Source organism: Oscillospiraceae bacterium (assembly GCA_015068525.1).
GTDB lineage: Bacteria > Bacillota > Clostridia > UMGS1840 > HGM11507 > SIG450.
In genome coordinates, this window is record SVKJ01000008.1 from 16442 (window position 1) to 42248 (window position 25807).

Here is a 25807-nt window from a genome sequence, read left to right on the forward strand (position 1 = left end):
GCAAATGAGCTATAAATATCATCCTATGCATATGCATCTTCATGCGGCCTGTGACTATGGAGCATCAATGGCACTTGATATGTATAATGCATCAAAACTTGGTATGAAATATATATGGTTTACCGACCATGACACAAGAATGGGTATAAGAGAAAATTGCGTTGATGGGTTTTCTTTTGATACCCCTTCTTTAATGAAATATATAGATGAAAGCTTTTATGGTTTTGAAACTCTGAATGAAAATATAGATTACAGTATAGATGTTAAATCAAAAACCTTAAGTATGGATTTAAAGTCTGAAGATAGCGAAGAATGGACTACATCTGGAATTAAATTCTTATCGAAAGGGACTTTGCATACCTGTTCACTTTCATCTGATGTCACCTTAAGCGTTGAGGTTAAGGATTTTACTTTAACGCCTGATAGCAGACTTGTTTTTGTAGTTAAATTATCTCAAAGACCGCCTGATATGAAAAATGCATATATGCTGTATGTTGTGGGCGAAAACGATGATCTTTTAAATTTATATAACGAGCATATACAAACTCTTTCTGCTAAGGTAGAAAATGGTATGGTTACTATGCCTGTTTCGTCAGATGTTTCTTGTGATATAAATATTGGTGGACGGGATAATGCTTTTGATACCCTTTATATTCTACTTCAGTCTAAATGCGGGAAAGAATGTTCTGCTAAAATCGGAGATTTTAAAATAGAAAGAAAGTGGATATGCGAAGAGTTAAAACAAAGGCTTCAAAAATCTGCTGATGAAGCGGGTAAGCATTACGGAGTAAAACCATTTGTTACAACTGAAATTTCAGGTGCAGGTGAGCATAAGAATTGTTACGGCACCAATATTCCTATTATTGATTATAAAGAGTATAACTATAATATGCCGGAAATTGATGCGATTGAGCATGTTAAAAAGCATAATGGAATTTATGCAATCAATCATCCGTTTGCTATTAAGAAACTAAAAAAATTAAAATTCCAAGATGGGATTGAAGCGGAAAAAATCACACAGGAATTATTTGAAAATATAAAATCAACTTATAAAGATGCATCGCTTATAGAGGTCGGTTTTCCTGAAGGAAGAAATTTCCCCCTTTCTTATTATCTTCGTTTGTGGGATATGCTTTCTTTATCGGGAATGTTCTTAACAGGGTATGGTTCTTCAGATTGCCACAGAAATAACATTGGCTGGTTTGATGGGAATAACTTCTGCACTTATATAGGAGTTGATCCGCATTTAGAACATCCTATATGTGAAAAAGAATTTGTTGACGGGATGAAAAAAGGCAGAGTATATACTGCCGACCCTGTAAGAATAAAAGGCAATTTAACATTTGAAACCGAAAATATGATTGAGATGGGCTCAGTAATTTCTTTTGAAAATAAAGAGTCTGTGAAAGCAAAATTCAGCATGAATAAATTATCTTCAGACTGGACTTTTAAGCATATAAAAGACGGAGAAGAAGTCGTATGTAAAAGAGTAGAAAAAGAGGATTTTGAATATAACTTTGTAATAGAAAAATCTTCTCAAAAAGTAAGCTTTCATCGTATGGAAATATGGGATGAAAAAGGAAGATGCATTCTTATTACTAATCCGATATATGCTATAAATAAAGAACTTCTTTCAAACCCTTGCCCGGAAGAAAGGCTTCATATTTTATAGGGAGAGTTTAAAATAATGAAAATATATATAGCAAGTAATGCACAACCTGATTTATCAGATAATAGTCATATCAGTAATTCAGGGAAAGAACAGGCAAAATATCTTGGAATGTACATAAGCCATCTTGGTTTTAAAGGGAATATATACTCAGTTGGTGGCTTTTTAGTATCAGAAACAGCAAAGATAATAGCTGATATTACCGGTGCTACTATTGTTTTATGTGAAAATGATTTTGACAAAATAAAAAATCTTGAATTTAACGAAGATGTTATGTTTGTCGGGGATAACGACGCAGTTATTAAAATGACAGAGTTTTTTGGTATCTCAGGTAAAAAAAGAGAAGTGTCCAACTGCTCATTTTCGATGATTGATACAGACGGAATAATGGATAAGAGGTATCTTGATAACGCTCATCTTCCATATAAACTTAGAACTTTTAATGATATTTCGCAGTATGAAATTGATAAAAAAAGAACGCAGGATATAATTGAAAATCACCTTAATATTCCCGATAAATTGGTTAAATCCAAAGAAACGAAAATTCTTCACATCGGGGATACTGGCTCTTATTCTTACCCTTATTATAAAGAACTTATAGATAAAACAAAACCTGATATTATAATACATACCGGAGATTTTGTTGACGAAGTTAAGGCAGGAAGAATGATTAACACTGAAAATGAATATGAAGAAGGCGTTAAGAATCTGGCAGATATCATTTTATCATCAACTGCAAGTGAAGTATATATAGTGCGTGGCAATAATGATGTTGAATCTGTTATAAGAAAGCATTTTCCTTTAGCAAAAATATTGGAGCCAAATACCACAATAGATTTATGCGGAATTTCCTGCACTTTCGGACATAGCCATTTTGAGGCTGAAAATCCTGCACAGTGGTATTTTTACGGGCATGGATTTACAGGTGAAAACTGGTCGGAAGAAATGAATGATATTAAAAATGGCGTGTGCAAATTTAATGCCGCAAGAAATCCGTCGGTTATCATAATGCCTGAAAGAGAAAGGTTTTTATTCCCGTCTCTCGAAGTATAATAAAGAAAGTTGAATTATAATGAAAAATATTTTAGTAATAGGTGATGTTGTAGGCAGAGCCGGGCGAGAGCTTATTTTTGAAAAACTTAAAGATATAAAAAATGAATATAACATTGATTTTACAATAGTAAACGGAGAAAATGCTACAACAGGTAACGGTATAACCGAAAAATATGCATATATGCTTTTAGATGCAGGGGCTGACTGCATAACGCTTGGCAATCACGCGTTTGATAAAAAGGACCTTAATAATATGCTTAATACATCAACTAAAATTGTAAGGCCTCTTAACGTTAATCCTGACCTTCCGGGTGACGGTGTGGCAGTTTTTGATATAGGAGATTATAAAATCGCCGTTATAAATCTTCTTGGCAATGTTTTTATTGAAGGGGCTGATTCAAATCCGTTTACAGTATTAGATAAAGCAGTAAAAAATATAGAGAGAAAACATGGGCGTTGTAATATTATAGTTGATTTTCACGCCGAGGCAACAAGTGAAAAACAAGCATTAGGTTATTATATGGACGGGAAAATTACAGCACTGTTTGGCACTCATACCCATGTTCAGACTAATGATATAAAAATATTAAAAAACGGAACAGGATATATAACTGATGTAGGAATGACAGGAGCCGAATACTCTGTTATAGGACTTGATAAAGATATTGCTGTTAAAAGATTTGCAGAAGGTGAAAAAGGCAAATTCAAGTGGTCGGACATTTCGCCTATGATAAACGGATGTGTTTTTACGATTGATGAAAGAATAGGCAAAACTGTTTCGGTAAAATCAATATATAAAAGATACGGAGAAAATTAGGAATTAGGAATGAGGAATTAGGAATGAAGGTATGCAAAAACATGCCATACGGCGTTTTTGCAATAGTGAAGAAAGGTGACAATGAATGGATAATAATATCATAGCAGATAAGAGTAAAAAATTTGCTATTCGAATTGTTAATTTATATAAAATTTTAGTTTATGATAAAAATGAAACAGTTATGTCTAAACAATTATTAAGAAGCGGAACAAGTATAGGCGCTAATATAGCAGAAGCTGTCTGTTCAATTAGTAAAAAAGATTTTTTATCTAAAATGTATATTGCTTTTAAAGAATGTTCTGAAACAGGATATTGGATTGAGTTATTATATGAAACAAAATTTGTAAATTACGAGGAATATGTTTCAATTTATGGTGATTGCACGGAACTTAAAAGAATTTTATCGTCTATTACAAAAACTGCTAAAGAAAAAATGGATAATTAGAGATTAGAAATGAAGGTGTGCAAAAACATGACATTGGCGTTTTGTTCTCTTTTTAATATTGTATGAGTTGACATCCTCGACAACCTGCATTTGAAATCATAAATTCCGTAAGGAATTTATACCTTCATTCCTCATTCCTAATTCCTAATTCCTCATTATATAAGAAAGAAGGGTATAAATTATGGAAATTTTTGATATAATTAAAAGAAGAAGAACAATTCGACTGTTTTTAAAAAAGCCGGTTGAAAAAGAAAAGATTGATATAATGTTAGAGGGGGCTCGTCTTGCGCCGTCAGGAGCAAATATTCAGCCTGTTAAATATATTGCGGTAACTGATAAAGAGTACTGCGATAAACTTTTTCCTCTTACCAAGTGGGCAGGTTATACTGCACCAAAAGGCGCACCGACTAAAGAAACATCTCCGACTGCTTACATAATTGTTCTTATTGACGAAGATTTAAGAAAAGACGGGGATAATGATGCTTGTTATGCAAGTGAAAATATAGTCTTAATTGCAGAAAGTATGGGGATTGGCTCTTGTATTTTAGGGTCAGTTCAAAGATCTGAAATTAAAGAATTATTTAATATTTCTGATAATTTAAGGATTCATACTGTTATTGCTCTTGGCTATCCAAAGCAAAAATCTTCTTATTTTGATTTAGAAGACAGTGTAAAATACTACGTTGATGAAAATAATGATTTACATGTGCCTAAAAGAAAAATCGAAGAAATAGTTTCGTATTTTTGAGTAAATCAGAGTATTTTAGAGAATTTTAAAGAAAAACAACTATTATATTAAAATTTTAATGATATGCATACAAATGCCCAGTATTTCGCACCTTGAAATACTGGTAAATATTAGGTAAAATATACATTAGCACTCTCGTAATGCGAGTGCTAAAAATGTTTTTTATATAATAATATACAGGAGGAACTTAATATGAAGACATTAAAACCATACCTTGACAAAGTGGTCATTAAAATGGTAGAAACTGAAGAAACAACCGCAAGTGGAATTGTTTTACCGGGTAATGCTAAAGAAAAACCTCAGATGGCAGAAGTTATTGCTGTTGGTCCCGGTGGGATTGTTGACGGAAAAGAAGTTGCAATGTTTGTTGAAGTAGGCGATAAAGTTATTATCAACAAATATGCCGGAACTGAAGTAAAACTTGATAAAGAAGAATATACAATCGTTAAACAATCAGACATTTTAGCTAAAGTAGAATTTTAAGTAGGAGGCAAAACAATATGGCTAAACAAATTTGTTACGGAGAAGACGCTAGAAAAAAATTGGAATCAGGCATAAATCAACTTGCCGACACAGTTAAAATAACATTAGGTCCTAAAGGCAGAAATGTAGTTTTAGAAAAGAAATTCGGCGCACCATTAATTACTAATGATGGTGTTACAATTGCAAAAGAAGTAGAACTTGAAGACCCATTTGAAAATATGGGTGCTCAACTTGTTAAAGAAGTTGCAACAAAAACTAATGATGTTGCAGGTGACGGTACTACTACTGCTACTGTTCTTGCTCAGGCGCTTGTAAGAGAAGGTCTTAAAAACATTGCTGCAGGTGCAAACCCTATGATAGTTAAAAAGGGTATTCAAAAAGCAGTTGACACCGCAGTTAAGGAAATTGTTAAAAACTCTAAAAAAGTTAATGGTAAAGAAGATATAGCAAGAGTTGCATCAATTTCTGCTGCTGACGAAACAATTGGAACTTTAATTGCAGAAGCAATGGAAAAAGTATCAACTGACGGTGTTATTACAGTTGAAGAATCAAAAACTGCCGAAACATATTCGGAAGTAGTTGAAGGTATGCAGTTTGACAGAGGGTATATCTCGCCTTATATGGTTACTGATACTGAAAAAATGGAAGCAGTAATTGACGATGCTTTAATTTTGATTACAGATAAGAAAATTTCAAATATCCAGGATATCCTTCCACTTTTAGAACAAATTGTTCAACAAGGTAAAAAACTAATTATAGTTGCAGAAGACATTGAAGGTGAAGCATTATCAACTCTTATTGTTAACAGATTAAGAGGAACATTTATTGTTGTAGGTGTTAAAGCACCAGGCTTTGGCGACAGAAGAAAAGAAATGCTTCAGGATATAGCAATTCTTACAGGCGGTCAGGTTATTTCCGAAGAATTAGGTTATGAACTTAAAGATACAACTATTGATATGTTAGGTAAAGCAGGTCAGGTTAAAGTTCAGAAAGAAAACACTATTATAGTTAATGGTAATGGAAATGCCGAAAATATTCAGGCAAGAATTGCACAAATCAAAGCGCAAATTGAGGAAACAACATCAGAATTTGACAGAGAAAAACTTCAGGAAAGACTTGCCAAACTTGCAGGCGGTGTTGCAGTAATCAAAGTTGGTGCTGCTACCGAAACTGAAATGAAAGAAATGAAATTAAGAATTGAAGACGCACTTGCTGCTACAAAAGCCGCAGTTGAAGAAGGTATTGTTGCAGGGGGCGGAACTGCTCTTATAAATGCAATTCCATCAGTTGAAAAGTTAATTTCTGAAACTTTAGGCGATGAAAAAACAGGTATTAACATTGTTGCAAAAGCATTGGAAGAACCTGTTAAACAAATTGCTAAAAATGCAGGTTTAGAAGGTGCAGTTATAATCGAAAAGATTTTATCAAGCGATGTAAATGTAGGATTTAATGCACTTAAAGAAGAATATGTTAATATGATTGAAGCGGGTATAGTTGACCCTACAAAAGTTACACGTTCAGCTCTTCAAAATGCTGCTTCAGTTGCATCAATGGTTCTTACAACTGAAAGCCTTGTTGCTGATATCCCTCAACCTGAAGCACCAGCACCACAAATGCCGGGCGGCGGAATGGGAATGTATTAAAGTTTTAAAACACAAGTATTTTATTCAAAAAACACCGAAACGGGATTATCCTGTTTCGGTGTTTTCTATTGAAAAAAATTCTGTTTTACAACATTTCGCTTATAATTTCTTCATATGATTTTTGTGATAACAGTTTAGGTGCGATATCAAATACTGTTCTGGCACCTGTTTCATTGTTTTTATAAAGTCTATATGCAGCTCTTGCATACGAAACAATAACGCTGGCAGTAAATTCAGGGTTGGAGTCAAGATTAAGGCTGTATTCAATAGTATGAGTATTCTTGCCATTTTCCCCTGTCGTACCTGTTCTTATAACTTTTCCGCCGTGAGGGATTCCCCCGTGTTCTTTGTCTAAAACTTCCTGAGATACAAAATGAACAATTGTATTGTAATCTGCAAAATAGTTAGGCATATTTTTGATTTCTGATTCTATTTTTTCTTTGTCAGCATCATCTCTTACTACAACAAAACATTCTCTGTAATGTTTCTCGCCTGTAGAAAGAGTAGGATATGTGCCTTTTTTAACTTCTTCGATAGCAGCATCTATCGGAATTGTATATTGCTTTGCATCAATTACTCCGTCAATTCTTCTTATCGCATCAGAATGTCCCTGACTTACGCCTTTTCCCCAGAATGTATAATCTTTTCCTGATGGTAAAATTGCTGATGCGTAAAGACGGTTAAGAGAGAACATACCGGGATCCCATCCCACTGAAATGATGCTTATTTTTCCTGCTTCTTTTGACGCTTTGTCAGTATTTGAAAAATGTTCGGGAATTTTTGCATGAGTGTCAAAACTGTCAATCACATTGAAATATTTTGCATAAAGAGGAGTTTGTGTTGGTAAGTCTGTTGCACTTCCTCCGCAAAGTATTAAAACATCTATCTCATCTTTATAATCTAAAATAGAGTCAATGTGTTTTACCGAAGCTGTTTTTGTAATTATATTAACATTTTCGGGATTTCTTCTTGTGAAAACATATTTAAGTTCCATATCGGAATTTTGACCTATAGCGTATTCAACGCCTTTACCTAAATTTCCGTATCCTAAAATACCTATTCTAATTGTCATTTTTATCACCTTTCTTTTAATTAGAATTATATCATAAAAATTTTAAAAAATAAATATTTTTTTTGTATTTTTAGTATCTATTAATCATATTTTTTAAAAAGGAGGCTGATTTTATGCTTAATTATGTTTTCTCATTTATTATAATTTTGTCAATCATATATTCGCTTTTTACAGGTGACTTCCCTAAGGTAACCGAAGGTGCACTGGAATCTTCACAACAAACAATCGAACTTACTTTTACTATTTTATGTTCAATGTGTTTGTTTAACGGAGTGATGAGGGTGCTTGAAGAGGCAGGAGTTTTAAAAAGACTTGCCCGTATTTTAAAAAAGCCTCTTAAATTCTTATATAAAGATGTAAAAGATGAAAAAGTTTTTGGTATAATGAGTATGAATATCGGAGCAAATTTGCTTGGTATGGGAAATGCAGCCACTCCTTTTGGCATTAAAACAATGCAAGGCTTAAAAGGAAATAACGAAAAGGCTACCAATTCAATGTGCCTTTTTGCAATAATGAATACGGCATCAATACAAATTATTCCGTCAACAATTCTCGCAATAAGATTAAAATATGGATCTTCATCTCCTTTTTCCATAATTATACCTATATGGATATGCAGTGTTACCGGTCTTATAACAGGAATAGTTCTATGTAAAATATTTGAAAGGAGAGGTTAGACGTGCGAGTTTTAGAAATAATTTCATCTCTTTTAATACCTCTTACTTTTCTTTTTGCGCTGATTGTTGGTGTTATAAAAAAAGTAGATATTTATTCTGCCTTTGTTAATGGTGCAAAGGATAGTTTAAAAACTGCACTTAATATCTTTCCCGCAATTGTAACATTAATGATAGCAATAGGCATTTTTCGTACTTCGGGACTTCTTGATTTTACTACCGGTCTATTTTCTCCCATACTTAATTTTATAAATGTGCCAAAGGAAATTCTGCCAATAGCAATTTTACGCCCTATGTCAGGAAGCGGAGGTCTTGCAATGCTTACTGATATTATAAAAAACTATGGTCCTGATTCGAAAATTGGTGTGATGGCATCGGTAATATGTGGATCAACTGAAACAACTTTTTATACTGTTGCCGTTTATTTTGGCTCAGTAGGTATAACAAATGTAAGGCACACAGTAAAGTGTGCCTTGCTGGCAGATTTAGTCAGCATAATAATGGGGATTTTAGTTTGCAATCTTCTTGTTTTTTAATTCGCTATAACATACATACGAAAATACTAAGCTTGATTGGTATAACGAATAATTACAGCGTAAATTTTCTAAGACAATGGGGATGTAAATTTTTACTAACCTTTGCTGTTGCATTCCCACTGTCTCCACATCTTAATACTATCTAAAACAGAAATATCAGATGTTAAAATATTTTAATATCTGCTTTTTTTATTGTGTACTTGAAAAATGTTTTGTAAAATGGTATAATGAATTCAGCGATATATCTTCGATGCGATATATTTTAAATATCCACGATGACGGCGAGATATGTCAAAAATCAGAAAGGAAAAAACAATGGCATACGAAGGACTATTAAGAAACGAGTTTATTATAAAACTTATTATATTATTTGTCATGAAAGAGTATAAAAAGCCTCTTACAAACCAGCTTCTTACTCAGATGACTTTAGAAAACGTTGAAATAGATTATTATTTAATGCAGAAATGCTTATTTGATGTTATAGGTGTTGGTTGGATAAGAACTTTTAAAGAAGATGGATGTATGAAGTATGAAATAGTGGAAGAGGTTGCTTCATCTGCAGAATATTTTCAAAGGGAAATTCCCTATAAAATAAAAGAAAGGCTTAAATTTGCAGTAAAAAGGCAGGAAACACGTGAACAGCCTAAGTCGGCAATTGAGTCTGATATTGTTGTTTCGGAAAAAGGGGATTTTAATGTATATTTAAAAATATACGAAAAAGGAGATTTGCTTTTTGAACTTAATATAAATGTCGGCTCAAGGGACCTTGCTTTGAGAACTAAAGAGCATTTTTTAAAAAATGCTATGGACATTTATATGGAAACTACAAAGAATGCAATGCAGGGTGTGTAATAAATGAAAGTTTTACCTTTAGTTGTGGGAAATCTTTCCACTAATTCATATATAGTATATGACGAAAATAAAAAAGAGGGGATAATAATCGACCCGGGCGATTTTCCCGAACTTTTAATTTCAAAAATAAAAGAACTTGGGATTAACCTTAAATATATAGTTTTTACTCATGTTCATTTTGACCATATACTTGGATATCCCAAATTAAAAAAAGAGTTTCCCGAATCCCTTCTTATTGTTTCACATATAGAAAAAGAGTCGCTTTGGGACAGAGAAAAAAGTCTTCTTTATTATGTCGATGTTGATTTTCCGAAAATAACGGAATTTGAAGAAGTAAAAAACGGTGACCTTGTTGAGTTTGGCGATGTGTCTTTAAAAGTTATTGAAACACCTGGGCATACTGAGGGTAGTATATGTTTATATGGGGAAAACATTTTGTTTTCAGGTGATACTTTATTTTACTTATCTTTGGGAAGATGGGATTTTCCGGGGGGAGATTTTTATAAGGAATATCACTCAATAACCGAAGTTTTATTCAGTCTTCCAAATGATACTTTGGTATATCCGGGGCATGGGAATAAAACAACTATTGGATATGAAAAAATAAATAATGAAGTCGTAAAATTTAAAAAAACAGAATAAGAACCTTTAAAACTGCAATAGAATATATAAAGACTAAAAGAGGTGGTATAAATGAGCGTTTTAACAATAGCTGAAATTAACAAAATGGCAAAAGAGCCTGAAAAGTTTGTATCAGCATGTGAAGAAAAATTTTTAAAAACTACCGAAAACATTGTAAAAATAATAAACGAACAAAAGATAAAATATGTATTCTTATGCGGTCCGTCATCTTCGGGGAAAACTACTTTTTCCAGTATGCTTGTAAAAAGGCTGGAAGGAAAAGAGCATTTTGATATATCTTTAGATGATTATTACAAAGAACTCAGCGTAATGCCTTTAAGGAAAAACGGTAACTATAATTTTGAAACTATAAATTCTTTGAGGGTTAACGATTTTAAAAAAGATTTTAAACTTCTTAAAGAAGGGAAAGAAATCTATCTTCCTATGGTGGATTTTAAAACAGGTAAAAGAGTAGAAGATAATGAAAAAGTAAAGGTAGGAAAAGATACAGTTGTTTTAATCGAGGGGCTTCATGCATTAAATAAAAAAGTAACAGATATTTTTTCGGGAGAAAAAACGCTTAAAATATTTATTTGCCCCGAACCGAAAATAGAAAGGAATGGGAAACTACTGTCGCCTTATGACTTAAGATTTATTCGCCGTGCAGTAAGAGATGAAAATTTCAGAAATTCTGATATTTTCAATTCCTTTAAAATGTGGCAGGATGTTCGTCTTGGCGAAAAACAGTTTATGGGTTCTTATAAAAAGAATGCAGATATTGTAGAAAATACTTTCTTAAACTATGAACTATGCGTTTTAAAAAAACCTGCGCTTAAGATGCTCTATACGGTGGGGAAAGACAGTAAATATTATCTTAAAGCAAAAAGGCTTATCGGCATACTTGAAAACTTTTTAGATATTGATAAAAAATATGTGGGTAAAAACTCACTTTTAAAAGAATTTATAAAATAAGTAGGCACTCGGGAGTCGAACACCTTATGGTTTAAAATTAGAAATTTCGCTTAATCCTGCAGAAATTCCTGCGAATATACGAAAGTATTATCCTTGAAATTTCTTTGACTTAAACAAAATTTCTCAATTTTAAACTCTTCGACCTTAAACGCAGGGAAATTTCTAAGATTTTTAATGCGAAGGACGAAGTCAGGCCGTCGCCTTACGAGGACGCCAAATTAAAAAGATTAAAATTTAACAAGTTTAAGGCATAAGGGGGTTTGGCTCCCGAGTGCCTAAGAGGAGGAATTTAATATGGAATGGTTTAACACAATAAAAGGAACAGTTAAAAAAACAGCAGGAATGGCTTACGAAAAATCAAGCCAGATAGTTGAGGTTACAAAAATCAACTTTAAAATTTCTGAAGCACAGGCAAAAATTGACAAGGAGTTTGAAGAAATAGGAAGAAAAGTTTACGGTATGTATAAGGATGGAGAGAATGTATCGGAAGATGTAAAAAACATTTGCGAACTTATAGATAATAAATACTTTGAAATCGAAACTTTAAACAACCAGATTGAAGAAATCAAAGAAATAAAAATATGTAAATCCTGTCAGGCTAAGAATAGCGCAGAAGCAAAATTCTGTTCAAACTGCGGGACTATGATGGAGTAATAAAATTCTATAGCCTATATTATAAAAAAATATCTTGACTTTTTAAATGTTTTTATATATAATTAGTATGTTATAAGTTAAAATGTCGGTTTGTGCTCACATTTTGGCGGTATCACATTAAGGAGGTGCATAGACGTGAAAAGAACATTTCAACCAAAGAAAAGACAAAGAAGCAAAGAACACGGCTTCAGAAAAAGAATGAGAACTTCTAACGGCAGAAAAGTATTGGCAAGAAGAAGATTAAAAGGCAGAAAAAGATTAAGTGCGTAATTTTTTAATTTTAATATATGACATATTATACTTGCGGTAATACCTGCAGGTAGTTTTGTCATATTGGTGTAAACCGAATTGAATATAAAATGCCGTCGTCTTTACGGCATTTTTTTAAAATTAAAATCAAGACAGGTTTTAGTATGGTAAGAACTGTATCGATAAAGGAAAACAGGGACTTTTCATATTTGTACAGGCGTGGGACATTTGTTTCCTCCGACTGTCTTATACTTTATTTTCGTAAAAACAGGTTTCAGGTTAACAGGCTTGGAATAACTGTTTCGAAAAAAGTGGGAAAAGCCGTTGTAAGAAATAAAGTCAGACGTAGAATAAAAGAATATTATCGTAAAATAGAAGGTAGATTGCCTGCCTCCTATGATTTTGTTATAGTAGCAAGAAACAGTGCAAAAGATGCAGATTTTAAAAAAATATCATCGGCATTTGAGTTTTTGCTAAGAAAATCCGGTTTGTTGAATTATGAAAAAAATACTTATCCTGGTAGTTAAATTTTATAGAAATTACTTATCCGGTCTTAAAAGGTATCCTACCTGCCGTTATATTCCCACTTGTTCGGAATATGCAATTTTAGCAATTGAGAAATACGGTGCGTTCAAAGGTTCTCTTAAGGCCATTTACCGTTTGTTAAGGTGCAATCCGTTCTCGAAAGGCGGAGTGGATTATCCGTAGGCATCAGTGAGAAATTTTCTGATGCTAATTGTTTTAGTTAGGAAGTGAATTTATGGACTTTTTAGGGGCTCCAATTGGATATATTATGAATATTTTATACAACTTTTTATCAAACTACGGTTTGACAATTGTGGTTGTATCAGTACTCTTTAAACTTATTATTTTACCACTTACAATTAAACAGCAAAAGTCAATGGCGGCAATGCAGGAAGTTCAGCCTATACTTACTGAAATTCAGAATAAGTACGCCAACGATAAAGAAAAGCAAAGTACAGAAATGATGAAGGTTTATCAGGACTATAATATAAGTCCTTTTGCAAGTTGTTTGCCTACTCTTCTTCAGTTTCCAATACTTATAGGTCTTTACGGTGCAATAGGAAGACCTTTAAAATTTATGCTTGGCTTAGGCGAACAAGCAATTAAAAAACTTGCAGAAATTGTCGGTGTGAGTATTGCAAATGCATCTCCTTATTCTTATGAAATAAATATTGCAAATAAAATAAGCCAGCCTGAATTTATAGATAAAATTCAGGATATCATTCCGGGATTTTCAGGGATAGATTTTAACTTTTTTGGTTTAAATCTTTCTCAGATGCCACAGTTTAGTGTGATATCGACTGCATGGATACTTCCTGTTCTGGCAGCAGTTTTGACTTTCCTTAGCAGTTATGTTATGCAGGCACAGTCATCTCAAAACAGTGAAATGCAGTCAAGCCAGAAAACTATGCTGTATGTTATGCCTGTTATGATTTTATTCTTTGCATTCCAGGTTCCGTGCGGACTTAGTTTGTACTGGTGCATTAACAGTATTTTGCAGATTATTCAGTTCTTTACACTAGATAAAGTTATTAAAGAAAGATTATCAACAGAAATTGCAGTTAAAAGTGCAAGTTCGGTTGCCAAGAACCAAAAAAGGAGATAACCGTTATGAGAGAAATTATTGCAACAGGTAAAGATACCGAAGAAGCAATTGAAACAGGTCTTATGGAACTTAATGTTTCAAGAGAAGATGTTAATATAGAAATTATAGAAACAAGCAATAAAGGACTTTTTGGAATATTCGGACAAAAAGATGCTAAAGTTAAAATTACTCTTTTGGGAGAAGAAACCGAAACGAAAAAAGATGCTCCTAAGGTAGCTGATGAAGATGTTTTATTACAAACCAAGAATTTTGTGATTACCGTTTTATTAAAAATGGGTATTGACTCAAATTGTGAAATAGTAATGAATGATAATAACCGCATTGAAATAGAATTAAGCGGTGAAAACATGGGTATGGTAATCGGTAGACGCGGAGAAACGCTTGATGCTCTTCAGCACGTTGTTCAACTTTATGTTAACAAAGAATTTGAAGAATATTATAAGGTGACTATTGACACCGAAGATTACAGAAAAAAAAGAGAAGAAGCACTCATAAATCTTGCTCACGGGCTTGCAAAAAAAGTTATAAGAACAAGAAAAGAAATTGTATTAGAACCGATGAAACCATACGAAAGAAGAATTATACATACAGCACTTCAGAATTACAATAAGGTTAAAACTCACAGCATCGGCGAAGAACCAAACAGAAAACTGGTTGTTTCTTTCAAATACCCTGCAAAGAAAACAGAAGAATAACATCAAGAGGGTGTTTAAAAAGTCAATTTTTAAACATCCTCTTTTTAGGGGATAGGAAAAAATCTTTGCCTTCATTTTGCATTTTGCATTTTGCGTTTTGCATTTACGGGAGGGCACGGAGGCCCTCCCCTACAATCGGTTTGGAGTTTTTTTACAGCCCCTATTTTTTAAAGGTGAAAAGATATGTATGGAAAACTATATATTTGTGCAACCCCAATTGGTAATCTTTCTGATATTACTTTAAGGGTTTTAGATACGTTAAGAGAAGTTGATATAATAGCAGCAGAGGACACGAGGCATACTCTGAAACTTCTTAACCATTTTGATATTAAAAAACCACTTATAAGTTATTTTGAACATAACAAACAGTATAAGGGCGCTAAAATAATAAACGAATTAAAGCAAGGAAAAAATGTTGCTTTAGTATCAGATGCAGGAACGCCGATTATATCTGACCCCGGAGAGCAACTTGTTAAAGAATGTATAGAAAATAATATTGAAATTGAATCTTTGCCGGGTCCCTGTGCGTGTGTAACTGCTATGACTTTATGCGGTCTTGACTCGAAGAGATTTATGTTCTACGGGTTTTTGCAACATAAATCAAAGGACAAGTTAAAAGAACTTGAAGAATTAAAGCATATAAAATATACCCTTGTTTTTTACGAAGCACCTCATAAACTTGTTTCGACTTTAGAATGTATATATGAAGTTTTTGGCAATAGGGATATCGCACTCCTTCGGGAAATGACCAAAAAGTTTCAGGAAACTCTCCGTATGTCTTTATCGGAGGCTATAGAATATTACAAGGAAAAAGAGCCAAAAGGGGAATATGTACTTACTGTAAGTGGTGCAAAAGAAGAAATAAGCGCAGATTTTTCTTCTCTTTCTATCGAAGAACATGTTGACATTTATATTGAAGAAGGTCTTTCGAAAAAAGATGCAATAAAAAAATGTGCTGAAGACAGAAATATTTCCAAAAGAGATGTATATAATATTGTAATGAAAAAGGATTAAAAAATGTGCAGTATTGATGAGTATCTTTATAAACACTCGGCAATACTGCACATTTTTTTTCTTTTATCATAATATGGTAGTGAGATAAAATGTCTCTAAAAATCTATGGAGGTTATAAATATGGCAGATAAGTGTAATTGCTGTTCAAACAGCTCTATAAAAGATAAAGTTTGTATTCATACTGATAAAGTCTATGATTCCTGTAGAGAAAAAGACTGCTTGGAAGATTTAAGAGTATATCTTACCCGTGAAGGTCAGGAAGTTGCTGATCGTGCAATCAGTGTTAGAATTAAAGGTGCGGAAATTGTCTGGGTATATTCTGATGTAGAACCTGTCGCTTTTAATAAAGGGTATTATACTGTAAGTGTTAAATATTTCTTTAAAATTACATTGGAATTGTTTACAGGTTGCGGAAGACCAACACTTGTTGAAGGACTTGCAACATTTGATAAAAAAATCATTCTTTATGGTTCAGAAGGTAATGCTAAAATATATACATCTGTATACAGACCTGACGAACAGGATATTTTAGAATCTGTTAAAACAAATCTTCCTCGTTCTGTTGTAGAAGTGGTTGACCCTGTTGTATTAAATGCAAAACTTGTTGAAAAAGACAAATGCTCTTCTTGCTGTGACGTAGATATTACATCTATACCGGGATGCATTTGCCGTTGCTTTAGTGACGATTTAGTATCTTCAGGAGATAATAAAACAGTTTATGTAACTATTGGCATATTTACAATAGTAAAACTTGAAAGAAGCGTTCAGTTAATGATTCCTGTATGCGATTTCTGTATTCCTGAAAAAGAATGTGAAGGGTCAACAGATGAAGATCCATGCAACGTATTCAGAAGTCTGTGTTTCCCTGTAGAAGAATTCTTCCCACCAATGTAAGTTTAAAGGCGTTAAAATTGCCCGTAACACGCAGGGGAAAATGAGTTTATGAGGATGCAGGTGCATCCTCTTTTTTTACAAGGTATAAATTGCTGATGGCAATTTATAAAATCAATACCCTGCGTTTTTCGTTATACAACAAAATGGGGTGTATCTCTTTTTCAAGAGATACACCCTCGTTTGCATTTCCTTAATAAATTTTTATATAGTTTTAATTGCTTCTTGGTAAATGTTGTCTGCATCACTTTATAATTACAATTACACTATAACACAGCAATATTAAAAATGCAAGTTAATCAAAAAGTTTATTTAACTCTTCTTTGTAAAGTTTTAATTTTTCTTCAGATTCGCTGTTTGTCGGTGTTTTAACCATAATATAACCTTTGATTTTAGGCTCGGTTCCTGATGGTCTTATAAATAGTGTGGTATCATCAGAAAGTTCAAATCTTAAAACATCGGCTGAAGGAAGTCCTTCGACTCCTTCTTTATAGTCAATAACTTTTGTTACAGGAAAACCGCCAAGCGTTTTTGGGGTATCATTTCTTAAAGATATCATAATATTTTTGATTTTTTCCATACCTTCTAAGCCTTCAAATGAAACAGAAATAACCTGTTCTTTGAAATAGCCGTATTTTTCATAAAGATTTTCCATAGCGTCATATAAGGTCATACCTTTATCATTATAATATGCTGCCATTTCAGCAATAAGAAGACATGCATTAACACCGTCTTTATCTCTTGCGTGAGTTCCGCTTAAGTATCCGTAACTTTCTTCAAAGCCAAAGAGGAAAGTATGGCTTAAATCTTTTTCATATTCTTTTATTTTTTCACCAATAAATTTAAAGCCTGTAAGAACGTCAACCATTTTTACGTTAAAGTCATCACAAATATCTTTTGCCATTTTAGTTGAAACAATTGATTTAATAACTGCACCGTTTTTTGGCAATCTGCCCTGTTCTTTTAAGCCTTCTAAAATATAGTGGGTAAGTAAAGCACCTACCTGATTTCCTGTCATACAAACAAATTCATCATTTTTATTCTTAACAACTATTCCCACACGGTCGCAGTCAGGGTCAGTTCCTAAAATTAAGTTTGCACCGTCACGTTTTGCATATTCCATTGCAATGTTAAATCCCTCTTTGTCTTCAGGATTAGGGGATTTAACGGTTGAAAACATCGGGTCCGGCATTTCCTGTTCTTTAACAACAGTCACATTAGTAAAACCTGCTCTTTTTAAAACTTCTCTTACAGGTATGTTTCCTGTGCCGTGAAATGGTGTGTAAATAATCTTAATGTCTTTATTTACGTCTTTTCTTATTTGTAATTTTAATACTTCGTTTATAAATTGTTCATCAATTTCTTTTCCTATGATATTTATTAAAGGATGATTATCTTCTGCTCTTTTAACATCAAATATTGAAAGAGATTCCATGATTTCAAATACCTTGCCTGCTTCTTTTGGAGGAAGTTGCGAACCGTCTTCCCAGTACGCTTTATACCCGTTGTACTTATACGGATTATGACTTGCGGTAATAACAACACCTGCGATAGTTTTTAACTCTCTTATGGCAAAGGAAAGTTCGGGAACAGGTCTTAAACTTTCAAAAAGATATGCTTTAATTCCGTTCGCTGCAAGAACTTTTGCAGTTTCTAATGCGAAAACGTCAGAATTTTTTCTTGAGTCATAGGCAATAACAACCCCTCTTTTTTCTCCACCTTTTTCTTTTATAACTTCACTTAAACCTTGAGTTGCAAGACCTACAACATATTTGTTCATTCTGTTTATTCCTGCGCCGATTATTCCGCGAAGTCCTGCTGTGCCAAATTCCAACAGCTTTATAAATCTTTCTTTTATTTCTTTGTCGTTATCCTTGATTTCCAAAAGTTCTTCTTTAAGTTCCTTATCTAAATTTTCGTAGTTTAGCCATTTTTCATACTCTTTAATATACATATTATTCATCCTTTATATTTTATTTTTAATTATTTCACTTATTAACTTATGACCTTTTTCAAAATATATGCCTGATTTATCTGCATCTTTTTCTGAATAAATATAATCGTTTTTTTCTTCATAGTCAGAATCTTTTACAAGTACAAACGGAACAGGCTCGCTTGTATGAGTTTTAAGTGCAACCGGTGTAGGATGGTCAGGTAAAACTAAAAGTCTGAATTCTTCTTTTGTACTTAAAAGATATTCATATATTGGTTTTACAACTTTTTCATCAATCAGTTCAATTGATTTAACTTTGTCGGATAAACTCCCCTGATGGCCGCTTTCATCTGCAGCCTCAATGTGAAGGTAAAGATATTCGTCACCGTTTTTTAAGGCTTCAATCCCTGCTTTTGCTTTAGCCAAAAAGTCTGTATGCACATTTCCTGTAGCACCTTCTACATCTATGCTTTTAAGCCCGCTTAAAAGAGCAATACCTTTTATTAAGTCAACTGCCGATATAACACTTCCTGTTATTCCGAATTTTTCTTTATAGTTTTCAAGTTGAGGTTTTGTTCCTTCTCCCCAAACCCATATAGAATTTGCAGGATTTTTACCTTCTTTAATTCTTTTTAGATTAACAGGATGATTTTTTAAAATTTCATAACTTTTTTCCATAAGTGCAAGAATTGATTTATCCGAAGGAAGATACTCGCCTACAACTTTGTCAGATATATCATGAGGAGGGGTAAGAGGACCTGCTTCTTTCATATCTTTTCTTAAAAGCAGATGGCGGTAACTTATTCCCGGATACAAAGAAAAAATTTCATCTTCAAGTTCCTCTTTTAAAGTTTTAATAATTTCTCTTGCTTCACTTGTTGTAATTTCTCCTGCACTGTAATCTATCATAGTTTTATCACAATAATTGTCTTCGTCTGATAATGTAACAAGATTTGCTCTGTATGTAATATCCGTATCCGTTAACTCTACTCCGATACTTGCGGCCTCTAAAGGAGAACGTCCGCTGTAATTTTTGCTCGGGTCAAAACCCATAACACAAAGGTTCGCAACATCACTTCCCGGTTTTAAACCTTCGTATACAGTTCTTAATTTTCCCATAACTCCAATCTTTGCAAATTTGTCCATATATGGCTTGTTTGCAATCTCCAAAGGAGTTTTATTGTTTATTTCGGGAATGGGAAGGTCTGCCATACCATCTCCCAATATAATAACATACTTCATTTTTATCACCGCTTTTTTATAATATTCTCATTTTATTTTATTATAATAAATTTTAGAAGTATATTCAAGTTAAATTTATAGTTGTAATAACGAATATACGTAGAAAAATTAGGTATCTATGCACAAAAATTACAAAAATAAAATTTCAAGCAAATAAAAGAAAATGAGAGAAAATAAGAGAAAATATAAGATATATTTAAAAAACGAGCATTTATTGCCTCTTGTTATTCTGCTTTTCGTGTGGTATAGTAATGGAATAAACAAATGTATATGTGGGGTGAACAGTAAAATGCCCGGCAGGGATAAACTCTATATAGTATCAAAAGAGGCACTTTCGGAAGTTCTTAAAAAAACTTTATATGCAAAAGAACTTCTTGAAACAAAAAAAGTTGCCAATACTACTGAAGCGATTAAAAAAGCGGGGATTTCACGAGGCGCTTTTTATAAATATAAAGACCTTATAATGCCCTTTTACGATATGCAGTCGGAAAAGAAGATTACTTTTTTAATGGTTTTAGAAGATGTAAAGGGTGTTTTGTCTAAAATTTTAAATATTATGGCAAAATATAATGTAAATGTTATTACAATAAATCAAAATGTTCCAATTGATAAGGTTGCAAATGTAACAATAACTGTTGATACTTTTGAAACCAAAATCAAAGCAGAAGACCTCGTAAAAAAAATAGGCAGTGTTGAAGGTGTAAAAAAGATAGACATCATTTCAAGCGGAACATAAAATAATAGAGAGGAAGATTTTTAGGATATGGCAAAAGTTGCAGTATTGGGATACGGAGTAGTAGGATCCGGAGTAGTTGAAGTTCTTAATACAAATAAAGATTCAATTTTTAAAAAAGTATCGGAAGATATAGAAGTTAAGTATATACTTGATATAAGAGAATTTGCAAATGATCCGTACGGTCATCTTGTAACGAAAGATTTTGATAAAATTTTAAATGATGATGAGGTTTCGGTAGTTGCAGAAGTTATGGGAGGGCTTAACCCTTCGTATGAATTTACAAAACAACTTCTTAAATCGGGAAAACACGTTGTAACATCAAATAAAGAACTTGTGGCAACGCATGGCACCGAACTTTTGAAAATAGCAAAAGAAAATAATGTAAATTACTTATTCGAAGCAAGTGTTGGCGGAGGTATTCCTATTATACGACCTCTTTATCAGTGCCTTGCAGGTAATGAAATATCAAAGGTTACAGGAATACTAAACGGAACAACAAACTATATTTTAACCAAGATGTTTAAAGAAGGTGTTTCTTTTTCTAAGGCGCTTTCAGATGCTCAGGAAAAAGGCTATGCAGAAAAAAATCCTGATGCTGATGTTTGCGGTCACGATGCCTGCAGAAAAATTGCAATTCTTACATCTTTGGTTTATGGGAAAAATGTTGACTATAAAAAAATAAATACAATAGGGATAACTGATATAGATTCTTATGACGTAAGTTATGCTGAAAAACTTGGCGGCGTTTTAAAACTTATAGGCCAGTCAGAGATTGAAGACGGTAAGGTTTACTCTTCGGTTGAACCTGCGATCCTTGAAAAAAATCATCCTCTTGCCAATATTGAAGACGTGTTCAACGGGATACTTGTCAGCGGAAATGCTATAGGCGATGTTATGTTCTACGGACGTGGTGCTGGTAAACTTCCTACTGCAAGTGCGGTTGTTGCCGATATTATTGATGCTGTACGAAATAAAGACGGTAGCGAAAAATATTTCTGGAAAGAAGAAGATGGCGATTTTGTTATGCCGTATTCTGAAATTAAATCTTCTTATCTTGTGCGTATAGAAGGAAATTTAGATAAAGTAAAATTAGAAAAAGTTTTTGGTGATGTTGAAACTTGCGTGATAAAAGACGGAGAGTTTGCATTTATTACTCCGTTTGCTAAAAATTGCGAACTTGATGAGATTTTAAAAGACTTTAATGTAATTAAGAAAATAAAGGTTGTTAAATAAGGGGGATTAATATGAGCCTGGTAGTTCAGAAATTCGGTGGTTCATCTGTTGCCGATGCAAAAAAGATTTTTAATGTTGCAGGCAGAATTACAGATGCATATAACGAAGGTAATGATGTTGTAGTAGTTGTATCTGCTATGGGTGACACTACTGATGATTTAATAGAAAAGGCTAAAGAAATTAACGATAAACCGTCAAGAAGAGAAATGGATGTTTTGTTATCTACAGGTGAGCAGATAACAATATCGCTTCTTGCGATGGCTTTAGAGAAAATGGGTTATCCTGTTATATCCTTGACCGGATGGCAGGTTGCAATGATTACTGACTCTAACAATTCAAAAGCAAGGCTTAAAACAATAAAAACACAAAGGATTTTAAGTGAACTTGACAAGAAAAAGATTGTTATTGTTGCAGGTTTCCAGGGTGTTAATGAATATAATGATATAACAACTTTGGGAAGAGGCGGCTCTGATACAACAGCAGTTGCACTTGCTGCAGCACTAAAGGCTGATGTTTGTGAAATCTACACAGATGTTGACGGCGTTTATACTGCTGACCCGAGATATGTTAAAGGCGCTAAAAAATTAAATGACATTTCGTATGATGAAATGCTGGAACTTGCATCACTTGGCGCAAATGTTTTGCATAATCGTTCGGTTGAACTTGCAAAAAAATATAATGTTAATATGGAAGTTAAATCAAGTTTTGAAAAAATAGAAGGAACCAAGGTTAAGGAGGTTAGTCTTGTGGAAAAGATGTTAGTTAGAGGGGTAGCAAAAGATAATGATGTTGCAAGAATTTCTGTTATAGGTATTCCTGATGAACCGGGAAAAGCATACAGAGTATTCAATCTTCTTGCAAAAAATAATATAAGTGTTGATATTATATTACAGTCAATAGGAAGAGATAATACAAAAGATATTTCGTTTACAGTATGTATGGACCAACTTGACGAAGCGGTTAAAGTGCTTAATGACAATCTTGCAATTTTAGGCGCTAAAGAAGTTAAATCAAGAAGTGATATCTCAAAAGTATCTATCGTTGGAGCAGGTATGGCATCAAATCCGGGTGTTGCTGCAAAAATGTTTGAAGCATTATTTGACGCTCAGATAAATATTCATATGATTTCAACATCTGAAATTAAAGTAAGTGTTTTAATTAATGAAAAAAATGCAGATAAGGCAGTGGAAGTAATACACGACAAATTTTTTAATGAATAAATGAAAAATATAAAATAATTTTTGCATAAAAAAAATTATATCTCCAATAATAATAAAAAATAAATATTGGAGGTAATAAAATGATTGATAAAATTGCACTTATACTTGTAATTGTCGGAGCACTTAACTGGGGAAGCGTAGGTATTTTTGGTTTTGATGCTGTAGGATGGCTTTTCGGAGGACAACTTGCAATCCTTTCAAGAATTATTTTTACGCTTGTCGGTCTTGCAGGACTGTGGTCAATCACTATGCTTTTTAAAGACAACAGATAATTTAAAAAATATTCTTAAAAATTTCACCAAAATGGGAATATCCCCTATTGGTGAAATTTTTTATTGTGAATTAGCACAACAAGGTTCTCCAAAAAACTTGAACTTTTAGTTCGTTAGTTTTTTGTGAGGGTCTTATGTATAAAATACTTGTTTTTACTTTCTTTATAGTGTATAATATAAATTGTATTATTGTAATTTTAAGTAGTACGGGGGGATTTGTTTGGAATACTTCTGGCTTGTATTGTTTATTGCTTTTGTGTTGGGGATATTGTTTCTTTATTCAAAAAAAGGAATAAGATACAGTATAGGTTTTACATATATAGTAAGCATAATAGTATCAGCAAGGCTTTTTTATGAATATCAGGGAACAGCTTCAATACTTAACTGCCTTGTTTTTTCTGCCCAGATGTTTACGTTCGGAGTTAACGGAAAAGAACTTGTTGAAATTATTTATACAATAAGTGAAAAGATATCTTATTTTTATATTATTTGTGTATGGGCAGTATATCTTGTATCTCCTGCACTTACTATAAGTGCAGTGCTGTCTTTTGTTAAAAAAGGTCTTGATAGATTTTCTTTAAAAACACTTTCAAAAAAAGATGTATATATTTTTACTCAAAAAAACGAAAATTCTTTAATACTTGCATCAGATATTATAAAAGAAAATAAAAATTCGGTTGTAATATATTCCGAGATGGACAGTGAGGATATTTCTTCCCGTCAGCTTTGTGTAAACAAAAGTGTGGACTGTATATTAAAACTCCTTAATAAAAATAATAATGTGAATATTTGTTTTAATGATACCGATTCGGGAATACTTCTTGATAAACTTAAAAGTTTTTCTTCTTTAAAAATTTTAAAGAAAGTTGATATATATGTTTTCTCGGACAATGAGATTGTTTTTGAAGTTGTTGACAGAATAAACAAAACTTTAGAGAATGTATATATTAAAATTATCAGCGTAAATGCAATTCTTATGAAAAATATTTTGTGGGATTATCCGCTTTATATGAATATGAGTAAAACGAATGAACTTAATATTTCTGTTTTCGGTGTTGGAGAGTTTGGCGGATATTTTGCGAAAAACACGCTTTGGTGCGGGGTGCTTCCTTCTTGCAGGATGAAACTTAATCTTATTGACAGGGATAACGAAGAAGAAATTTTTGGAAGGGTGTCAGATAATATACCAAAGGAATATTTTGATATTGAAGTTTTTTCTGAAAATATTCATGAATCTGACCTTAATGAAAAATTTGAAAAAACTCGTGTTGTAAACTCAGATTATATTCTTGTTGCAATGGGTAATGATGACCTTAATATTAAAGTTTCAAGAAAATTAAGACTATATTTTTTAAGAAACGGTAAAAATCCGTTTATACTTACTGTTCTTAAAAATCAAAGTAAATATTCTGTTATGAAAGATATCCTTAAATACGAGGGCATTGAAGTTACAGGGGGAATTTGCAATATATACGGATATCAATATATTTTTAAGGACAGATTTTTTAATAAAGCATATAAAATATATGACTTTATTTCTAAAAATTACAATGAGGTTGCAACAAAAGAAGGCTTTTACAGGCAAAGTCAGATTGATATTTTATCTTCCTATGCAAGTGCAATCCATAATAAGTACAAGGTGTTTGCTTTGACGGGTAAAGAAAATCCGACAAAAGATGAGATAAACAAAAATTTAGATGATAAACGTGCATCCTTAGTTGAGGCGGAACATCAAAGATGGGTTAATTTTGAAGTTTTAAAAGGATATATCGGAGTGATCGAAGATAAACTTTATGACTTTTTAATAAATAACAGTACATCTAAAAAAAGGCACAGAAATGACGAACTTAAAATCCATGCATGTATAACTGATGTGGAAGGTGTTAAAAAACTCGATAAGATGTTGGAAGAACTTTTTAATAAAAAGCCAAATCTTATTAAAAATGATGAAGATATAATTGACAATCTTGCAGATTTATATGAGGAATAATGCTATGTATAAACCTAATCCTGAAGATACAAGTAAAATAAAATTACCAAAGGAAATAGAAACCTTAACCGAAATGATAGCAAAGAACACCCACGAAAACTGGGCGAAAAGCAAAATAGAAGAAGGCTGGACTTTAGGGGATAAAATTGATGAAAAAAAACTTACTCATCCTTGCCTTGTAGAATATGAAAAATTATCTGAAAAAGATAAAGAGTATGACAGGGTTACTGCGATGGAAAGTATAAAATTTTTAATAAAAAAGGGATATAAAATAACAAGATAGCCGTCGGAGAGCTATCCGAACCTGCCTCTAACCCTTAAAAATCGGCTTTTTCGTTGTTGTCGATTCCGATATACCTCGTATTATCGCAATCTTCCGCCTGGAAAAACCACAATTTTTAAGAGTTATAGGTTCGAAGAATTTTCAAATTAGGAAATTTTTCGATAGAATGAGGCAAAAGGT

29 protein-coding genes are annotated in these 25807 nt (G+C 32.7%); 26 read left to right on the forward strand and 3 right to left on the reverse strand.

Features of this window, described 5'->3' with window-relative positions:
* Positions 1 to 4 precede the first annotated feature (4 nt).
* The 7 genes from E7419_04030 to groL all read left to right on the forward strand — a co-directional run bounded on the left by E7419_04030 (position 5) and on the right by groL (position 6858).
* Positions 5 to 1672 (forward strand): hypothetical protein, encoded by a 1668-nt coding sequence (locus E7419_04030; GenBank protein ID MBE7014359.1) that lies wholly within the window; start codon positions 5 to 7, stop codon positions 1670 to 1672.
* 15 nt (positions 1673 to 1687) lie between these two features.
* Positions 1688 to 2722, forward strand: coding sequence for a metallophosphoesterase (locus tag E7419_04035; GenBank protein ID MBE7014360.1), 1035 nt, complete (start codon positions 1688 to 1690; stop codon positions 2720 to 2722).
* 19 nt (positions 2723 to 2741) lie between these two features.
* Entirely contained in the window at positions 2742 to 3539 is a 798-nt protein-coding gene (locus E7419_04040) for a TIGR00282 family metallophosphoesterase (protein MBE7014361.1), read from the forward strand.
* Between the two features lie 85 nt (positions 3540 to 3624).
* Positions 3625 to 3984: a four helix bundle protein gene (locus E7419_04045; protein MBE7014362.1), complete on the forward strand. Its 360-nt coding sequence runs from the start codon at positions 3625 to 3627 to the stop codon at positions 3982 to 3984.
* A 181-nt stretch (positions 3985 to 4165) separates the two neighbouring features.
* On the forward strand, positions 4166 to 4732 hold the full coding sequence (locus E7419_04050) for a nitroreductase (GenBank protein ID MBE7014363.1): 567 nt from the start codon (positions 4166 to 4168) through the stop codon (positions 4730 to 4732).
* Positions 4733 to 4924: 192 nt separating this feature from the next.
* Positions 4925 to 5215, forward strand: coding sequence for a co-chaperone GroES (locus E7419_04055; GenBank protein MBE7014364.1), 291 nt, complete (start codon positions 4925 to 4927; stop codon positions 5213 to 5215).
* 17 nt (positions 5216 to 5232) lie between these two features.
* Positions 5233 to 6858: a chaperonin GroEL gene (gene groL, locus E7419_04060; protein ID MBE7014365.1), complete on the forward strand. Its 1626-nt coding sequence runs from the start codon at positions 5233 to 5235 to the stop codon at positions 6856 to 6858.
* Positions 6859 to 6943: 85 nt separating this feature from the next.
* Here the strand turns inward: groL and E7419_04065 are convergent, their stop codons facing one another.
* Positions 6944 to 7930 carry a diaminopimelate dehydrogenase gene (locus E7419_04065; GenBank protein ID MBE7014366.1) on the reverse strand — a complete coding sequence of 329 codons (987 nt, stop codon included), beginning with the start codon at positions 7928 to 7930 and terminating at the stop codon, positions 6944 to 6946.
* Positions 7931 to 8043: 113 nt separating this feature from the next.
* On the opposite strand from E7419_04065, the gene E7419_04070 reads away from it, so the two are divergent.
* The 13 genes from E7419_04070 to E7419_04130 all read left to right on the forward strand — a co-directional run bounded on the left by E7419_04070 (position 8044) and on the right by E7419_04130 (position 16721).
* Entirely contained in the window at positions 8044 to 8607 is a 564-nt protein-coding gene (locus tag E7419_04070; GenBank protein ID MBE7014367.1) for a hypothetical protein, read from the forward strand.
* A 2-nt stretch (positions 8608 to 8609) separates the two neighbouring features.
* Complete coding sequence (locus E7419_04075; GenBank protein MBE7014368.1) at positions 8610 to 9140, forward strand: spore maturation protein; 531 nt, start codon at positions 8610 to 8612, stop codon at positions 9138 to 9140.
* 288 nt (positions 9141 to 9428) lie between these two features.
* Positions 9429 to 9992 (forward strand): DUF4364 family protein, encoded by a 564-nt coding sequence (locus E7419_04080; GenBank protein ID MBE7014369.1) that lies wholly within the window; start codon positions 9429 to 9431, stop codon positions 9990 to 9992.
* 3 nt (positions 9993 to 9995) lie between these two features.
* Positions 9996 to 10634 carry an MBL fold metallo-hydrolase gene (locus E7419_04085; GenBank protein ID MBE7014370.1) on the forward strand — a complete coding sequence of 213 codons (639 nt, stop codon included), beginning with the start codon at positions 9996 to 9998 and terminating at the stop codon, positions 10632 to 10634.
* Positions 10635 to 10685: 51 nt separating this feature from the next.
* Positions 10686 to 11585 carry a hypothetical protein gene (locus E7419_04090; protein MBE7014371.1) on the forward strand — a complete coding sequence of 300 codons (900 nt, stop codon included), beginning with the start codon at positions 10686 to 10688 and terminating at the stop codon, positions 11583 to 11585.
* A 294-nt stretch (positions 11586 to 11879) separates the two neighbouring features.
* Complete coding sequence (locus tag E7419_04095; GenBank protein ID MBE7014372.1) at positions 11880 to 12239, forward strand: zinc ribbon domain-containing protein; 360 nt, start codon at positions 11880 to 11882, stop codon at positions 12237 to 12239.
* A 135-nt stretch (positions 12240 to 12374) separates the two neighbouring features.
* Positions 12375 to 12509: a 50S ribosomal protein L34 gene (locus E7419_04100; protein ID MBE7014373.1), complete on the forward strand. Its 135-nt coding sequence runs from the start codon at positions 12375 to 12377 to the stop codon at positions 12507 to 12509.
* Positions 12510 to 12598: 89 nt separating this feature from the next.
* The gene (gene rnpA / locus E7419_04105) at positions 12599 to 13015 is read left to right on the forward strand and encodes a ribonuclease P protein component (GenBank protein MBE7014374.1); all 417 of its coding nucleotides are present in this window, start codon (positions 12599 to 12601) and stop codon (positions 13013 to 13015) included.
* Positions 12984 to 13196: a membrane protein insertion efficiency factor YidD gene (gene yidD / locus E7419_04110; GenBank protein ID MBE7014375.1), complete on the forward strand. Its 213-nt coding sequence runs from the start codon at positions 12984 to 12986 to the stop codon at positions 13194 to 13196. Before rnpA ends, yidD begins: the two co-directional genes overlap by 32 nt.
* A 52-nt stretch (positions 13197 to 13248) precedes the next feature.
* The gene (locus E7419_04115; GenBank protein MBE7014376.1) at positions 13249 to 14118 is read left to right on the forward strand and encodes a YidC/Oxa1 family membrane protein insertase; all 870 of its coding nucleotides are present in this window, start codon (positions 13249 to 13251) and stop codon (positions 14116 to 14118) included.
* A gap of 5 nt (positions 14119 to 14123) precedes the next feature.
* Positions 14124 to 14813, forward strand: coding sequence for a protein jag (locus E7419_04120; protein MBE7014377.1), 690 nt, complete (start codon positions 14124 to 14126; stop codon positions 14811 to 14813).
* Between the two features lie 183 nt (positions 14814 to 14996).
* Positions 14997 to 15827 carry a 16S rRNA (cytidine(1402)-2'-O)-methyltransferase gene (rsmI, locus tag E7419_04125; protein ID MBE7014378.1) on the forward strand — a complete coding sequence of 277 codons (831 nt, stop codon included), beginning with the start codon at positions 14997 to 14999 and terminating at the stop codon, positions 15825 to 15827.
* Positions 15828 to 15947: 120 nt separating this feature from the next.
* Complete coding sequence (locus tag E7419_04130; protein MBE7014379.1) at positions 15948 to 16721, forward strand: hypothetical protein; 774 nt, start codon at positions 15948 to 15950, stop codon at positions 16719 to 16721.
* A gap of 292 nt (positions 16722 to 17013) precedes the next feature.
* Here E7419_04130 and E7419_04135 read toward each other — a convergent pair whose 3' ends face one another.
* Positions 17014 to 18681: a phospho-sugar mutase gene (locus E7419_04135; protein MBE7014380.1), complete on the reverse strand. Its 1668-nt coding sequence runs from the start codon at positions 18679 to 18681 to the stop codon at positions 17014 to 17016.
* A gap of 3 nt (positions 18682 to 18684) precedes the next feature.
* Positions 18685 to 19893: a cofactor-independent phosphoglycerate mutase gene (locus E7419_04140; GenBank protein ID MBE7014381.1), complete on the reverse strand. Its 1209-nt coding sequence runs from the start codon at positions 19891 to 19893 to the stop codon at positions 18685 to 18687.
* A gap of 289 nt (positions 19894 to 20182) precedes the next feature.
* Here E7419_04140 and E7419_04145 point away from each other — a divergent pair, with 289 nt between their 5' ends.
* From E7419_04145 to E7419_04170, 6 genes are all read left to right on the forward strand, one after another.
* Positions 20183 to 20629, forward strand: a complete 447-nt coding sequence (locus E7419_04145) for an ACT domain-containing protein (GenBank protein ID MBE7014382.1) — start codon at positions 20183 to 20185, stop codon at positions 20627 to 20629.
* Positions 20630 to 20656: 27 nt separating this feature from the next.
* Positions 20657 to 21862: a homoserine dehydrogenase gene (locus E7419_04150; protein ID MBE7014383.1), complete on the forward strand. Its 1206-nt coding sequence runs from the start codon at positions 20657 to 20659 to the stop codon at positions 21860 to 21862.
* A gap of 11 nt (positions 21863 to 21873) precedes the next feature.
* Positions 21874 to 23082, forward strand: coding sequence for an aspartate kinase (locus E7419_04155; protein ID MBE7014384.1), 1209 nt, complete (start codon positions 21874 to 21876; stop codon positions 23080 to 23082).
* An 80-nt stretch (positions 23083 to 23162) separates the two neighbouring features.
* Entirely contained in the window at positions 23163 to 23354 is a 192-nt protein-coding gene (locus E7419_04160; GenBank protein ID MBE7014385.1) for a DUF378 domain-containing protein, read from the forward strand.
* 256 nt (positions 23355 to 23610) lie between these two features.
* The gene (locus E7419_04165) at positions 23611 to 25344 is read left to right on the forward strand and encodes a hypothetical protein (protein MBE7014386.1); all 1734 of its coding nucleotides are present in this window, start codon (positions 23611 to 23613) and stop codon (positions 25342 to 25344) included.
* Positions 25334 to 25627: a Ryanodine receptor Ryr gene (locus E7419_04170; GenBank protein ID MBE7014387.1), complete on the forward strand. Its 294-nt coding sequence runs from the start codon at positions 25334 to 25336 to the stop codon at positions 25625 to 25627. Before E7419_04165 ends, E7419_04170 begins: the two co-directional genes overlap by 11 nt.
* Positions 25628 to 25807: the final 180 nt, after the last annotated feature.

Excerpts from the sequence above, each read along its gene's own strand:
- E7419_04030 (MBE7014359.1), top strand. The coding sequence starts at position 5 with ATGAGCTATAAATATCATCCTATGCATATGCATCTTCATGCGGCCTGT.
- E7419_04035 (MBE7014360.1), top strand. The coding sequence starts at position 1,688 with ATGAAAATATATATAGCAAGTAATGCACAACCTGATTTATCAGATAAT.
- E7419_04040 (MBE7014361.1), top strand. The coding sequence starts at position 2,742 with ATGAAAAATATTTTAGTAATAGGTGATGTTGTAGGCAGAGCCGGGCGA.
- E7419_04045 (MBE7014362.1), top strand. The coding sequence starts at position 3,625 with ATGGATAATAATATCATAGCAGATAAGAGTAAAAAATTTGCTATTCGA.
- E7419_04050 (MBE7014363.1), top strand. The coding sequence starts at position 4,166 with ATGGAAATTTTTGATATAATTAAAAGAAGAAGAACAATTCGACTGTTT.
- E7419_04055 (MBE7014364.1), top strand. The coding sequence starts at position 4,925 with ATGAAGACATTAAAACCATACCTTGACAAAGTGGTCATTAAAATGGTA.
- groL (MBE7014365.1), top strand. The coding sequence starts at position 5,233 with ATGGCTAAACAAATTTGTTACGGAGAAGACGCTAGAAAAAAATTGGAA.
- E7419_04065 (MBE7014366.1), bottom strand. The coding sequence starts at position 7,930 with ATGACAATTAGAATAGGTATTTTAGGATACGGAAATTTAGGTAAAGGC.
- E7419_04070 (MBE7014367.1), top strand. The coding sequence starts at position 8,044 with ATGCTTAATTATGTTTTCTCATTTATTATAATTTTGTCAATCATATAT.
- E7419_04080 (MBE7014369.1), top strand. The coding sequence starts at position 9,429 with ATGTCAAAAATCAGAAAGGAAAAAACAATGGCATACGAAGGACTATTA.
- E7419_04085 (MBE7014370.1), top strand. The coding sequence starts at position 9,996 with ATGAAAGTTTTACCTTTAGTTGTGGGAAATCTTTCCACTAATTCATAT.
- E7419_04090 (MBE7014371.1), top strand. The coding sequence starts at position 10,686 with ATGAGCGTTTTAACAATAGCTGAAATTAACAAAATGGCAAAAGAGCCT.
- E7419_04095 (MBE7014372.1), top strand. The coding sequence starts at position 11,880 with ATGGAATGGTTTAACACAATAAAAGGAACAGTTAAAAAAACAGCAGGA.
- rnpA (MBE7014374.1), top strand. The coding sequence starts at position 12,599 with ATGCCGTCGTCTTTACGGCATTTTTTTAAAATTAAAATCAAGACAGGT.
- E7419_04115 (MBE7014376.1), top strand. The coding sequence starts at position 13,249 with ATGGACTTTTTAGGGGCTCCAATTGGATATATTATGAATATTTTATAC.
- E7419_04120 (MBE7014377.1), top strand. The coding sequence starts at position 14,124 with ATGAGAGAAATTATTGCAACAGGTAAAGATACCGAAGAAGCAATTGAA.
- rsmI (MBE7014378.1), top strand. The coding sequence starts at position 14,997 with ATGTATGGAAAACTATATATTTGTGCAACCCCAATTGGTAATCTTTCT.
- E7419_04130 (MBE7014379.1), top strand. The coding sequence starts at position 15,948 with ATGGCAGATAAGTGTAATTGCTGTTCAAACAGCTCTATAAAAGATAAA.
- E7419_04135 (MBE7014380.1), bottom strand. The coding sequence starts at position 18,681 with ATGAATAATATGTATATTAAAGAGTATGAAAAATGGCTAAACTACGAA.
- E7419_04140 (MBE7014381.1), bottom strand. The coding sequence starts at position 19,893 with ATGAAGTATGTTATTATATTGGGAGATGGTATGGCAGACCTTCCCATT.
- E7419_04145 (MBE7014382.1), top strand. The coding sequence starts at position 20,183 with ATGCCCGGCAGGGATAAACTCTATATAGTATCAAAAGAGGCACTTTCG.
- E7419_04150 (MBE7014383.1), top strand. The coding sequence starts at position 20,657 with ATGGCAAAAGTTGCAGTATTGGGATACGGAGTAGTAGGATCCGGAGTA.
- E7419_04155 (MBE7014384.1), top strand. The coding sequence starts at position 21,874 with ATGAGCCTGGTAGTTCAGAAATTCGGTGGTTCATCTGTTGCCGATGCA.
- E7419_04160 (MBE7014385.1), top strand. The coding sequence starts at position 23,163 with ATGATTGATAAAATTGCACTTATACTTGTAATTGTCGGAGCACTTAAC.
- E7419_04170 (MBE7014387.1), top strand. The coding sequence starts at position 25,334 with ATGAGGAATAATGCTATGTATAAACCTAATCCTGAAGATACAAGTAAA.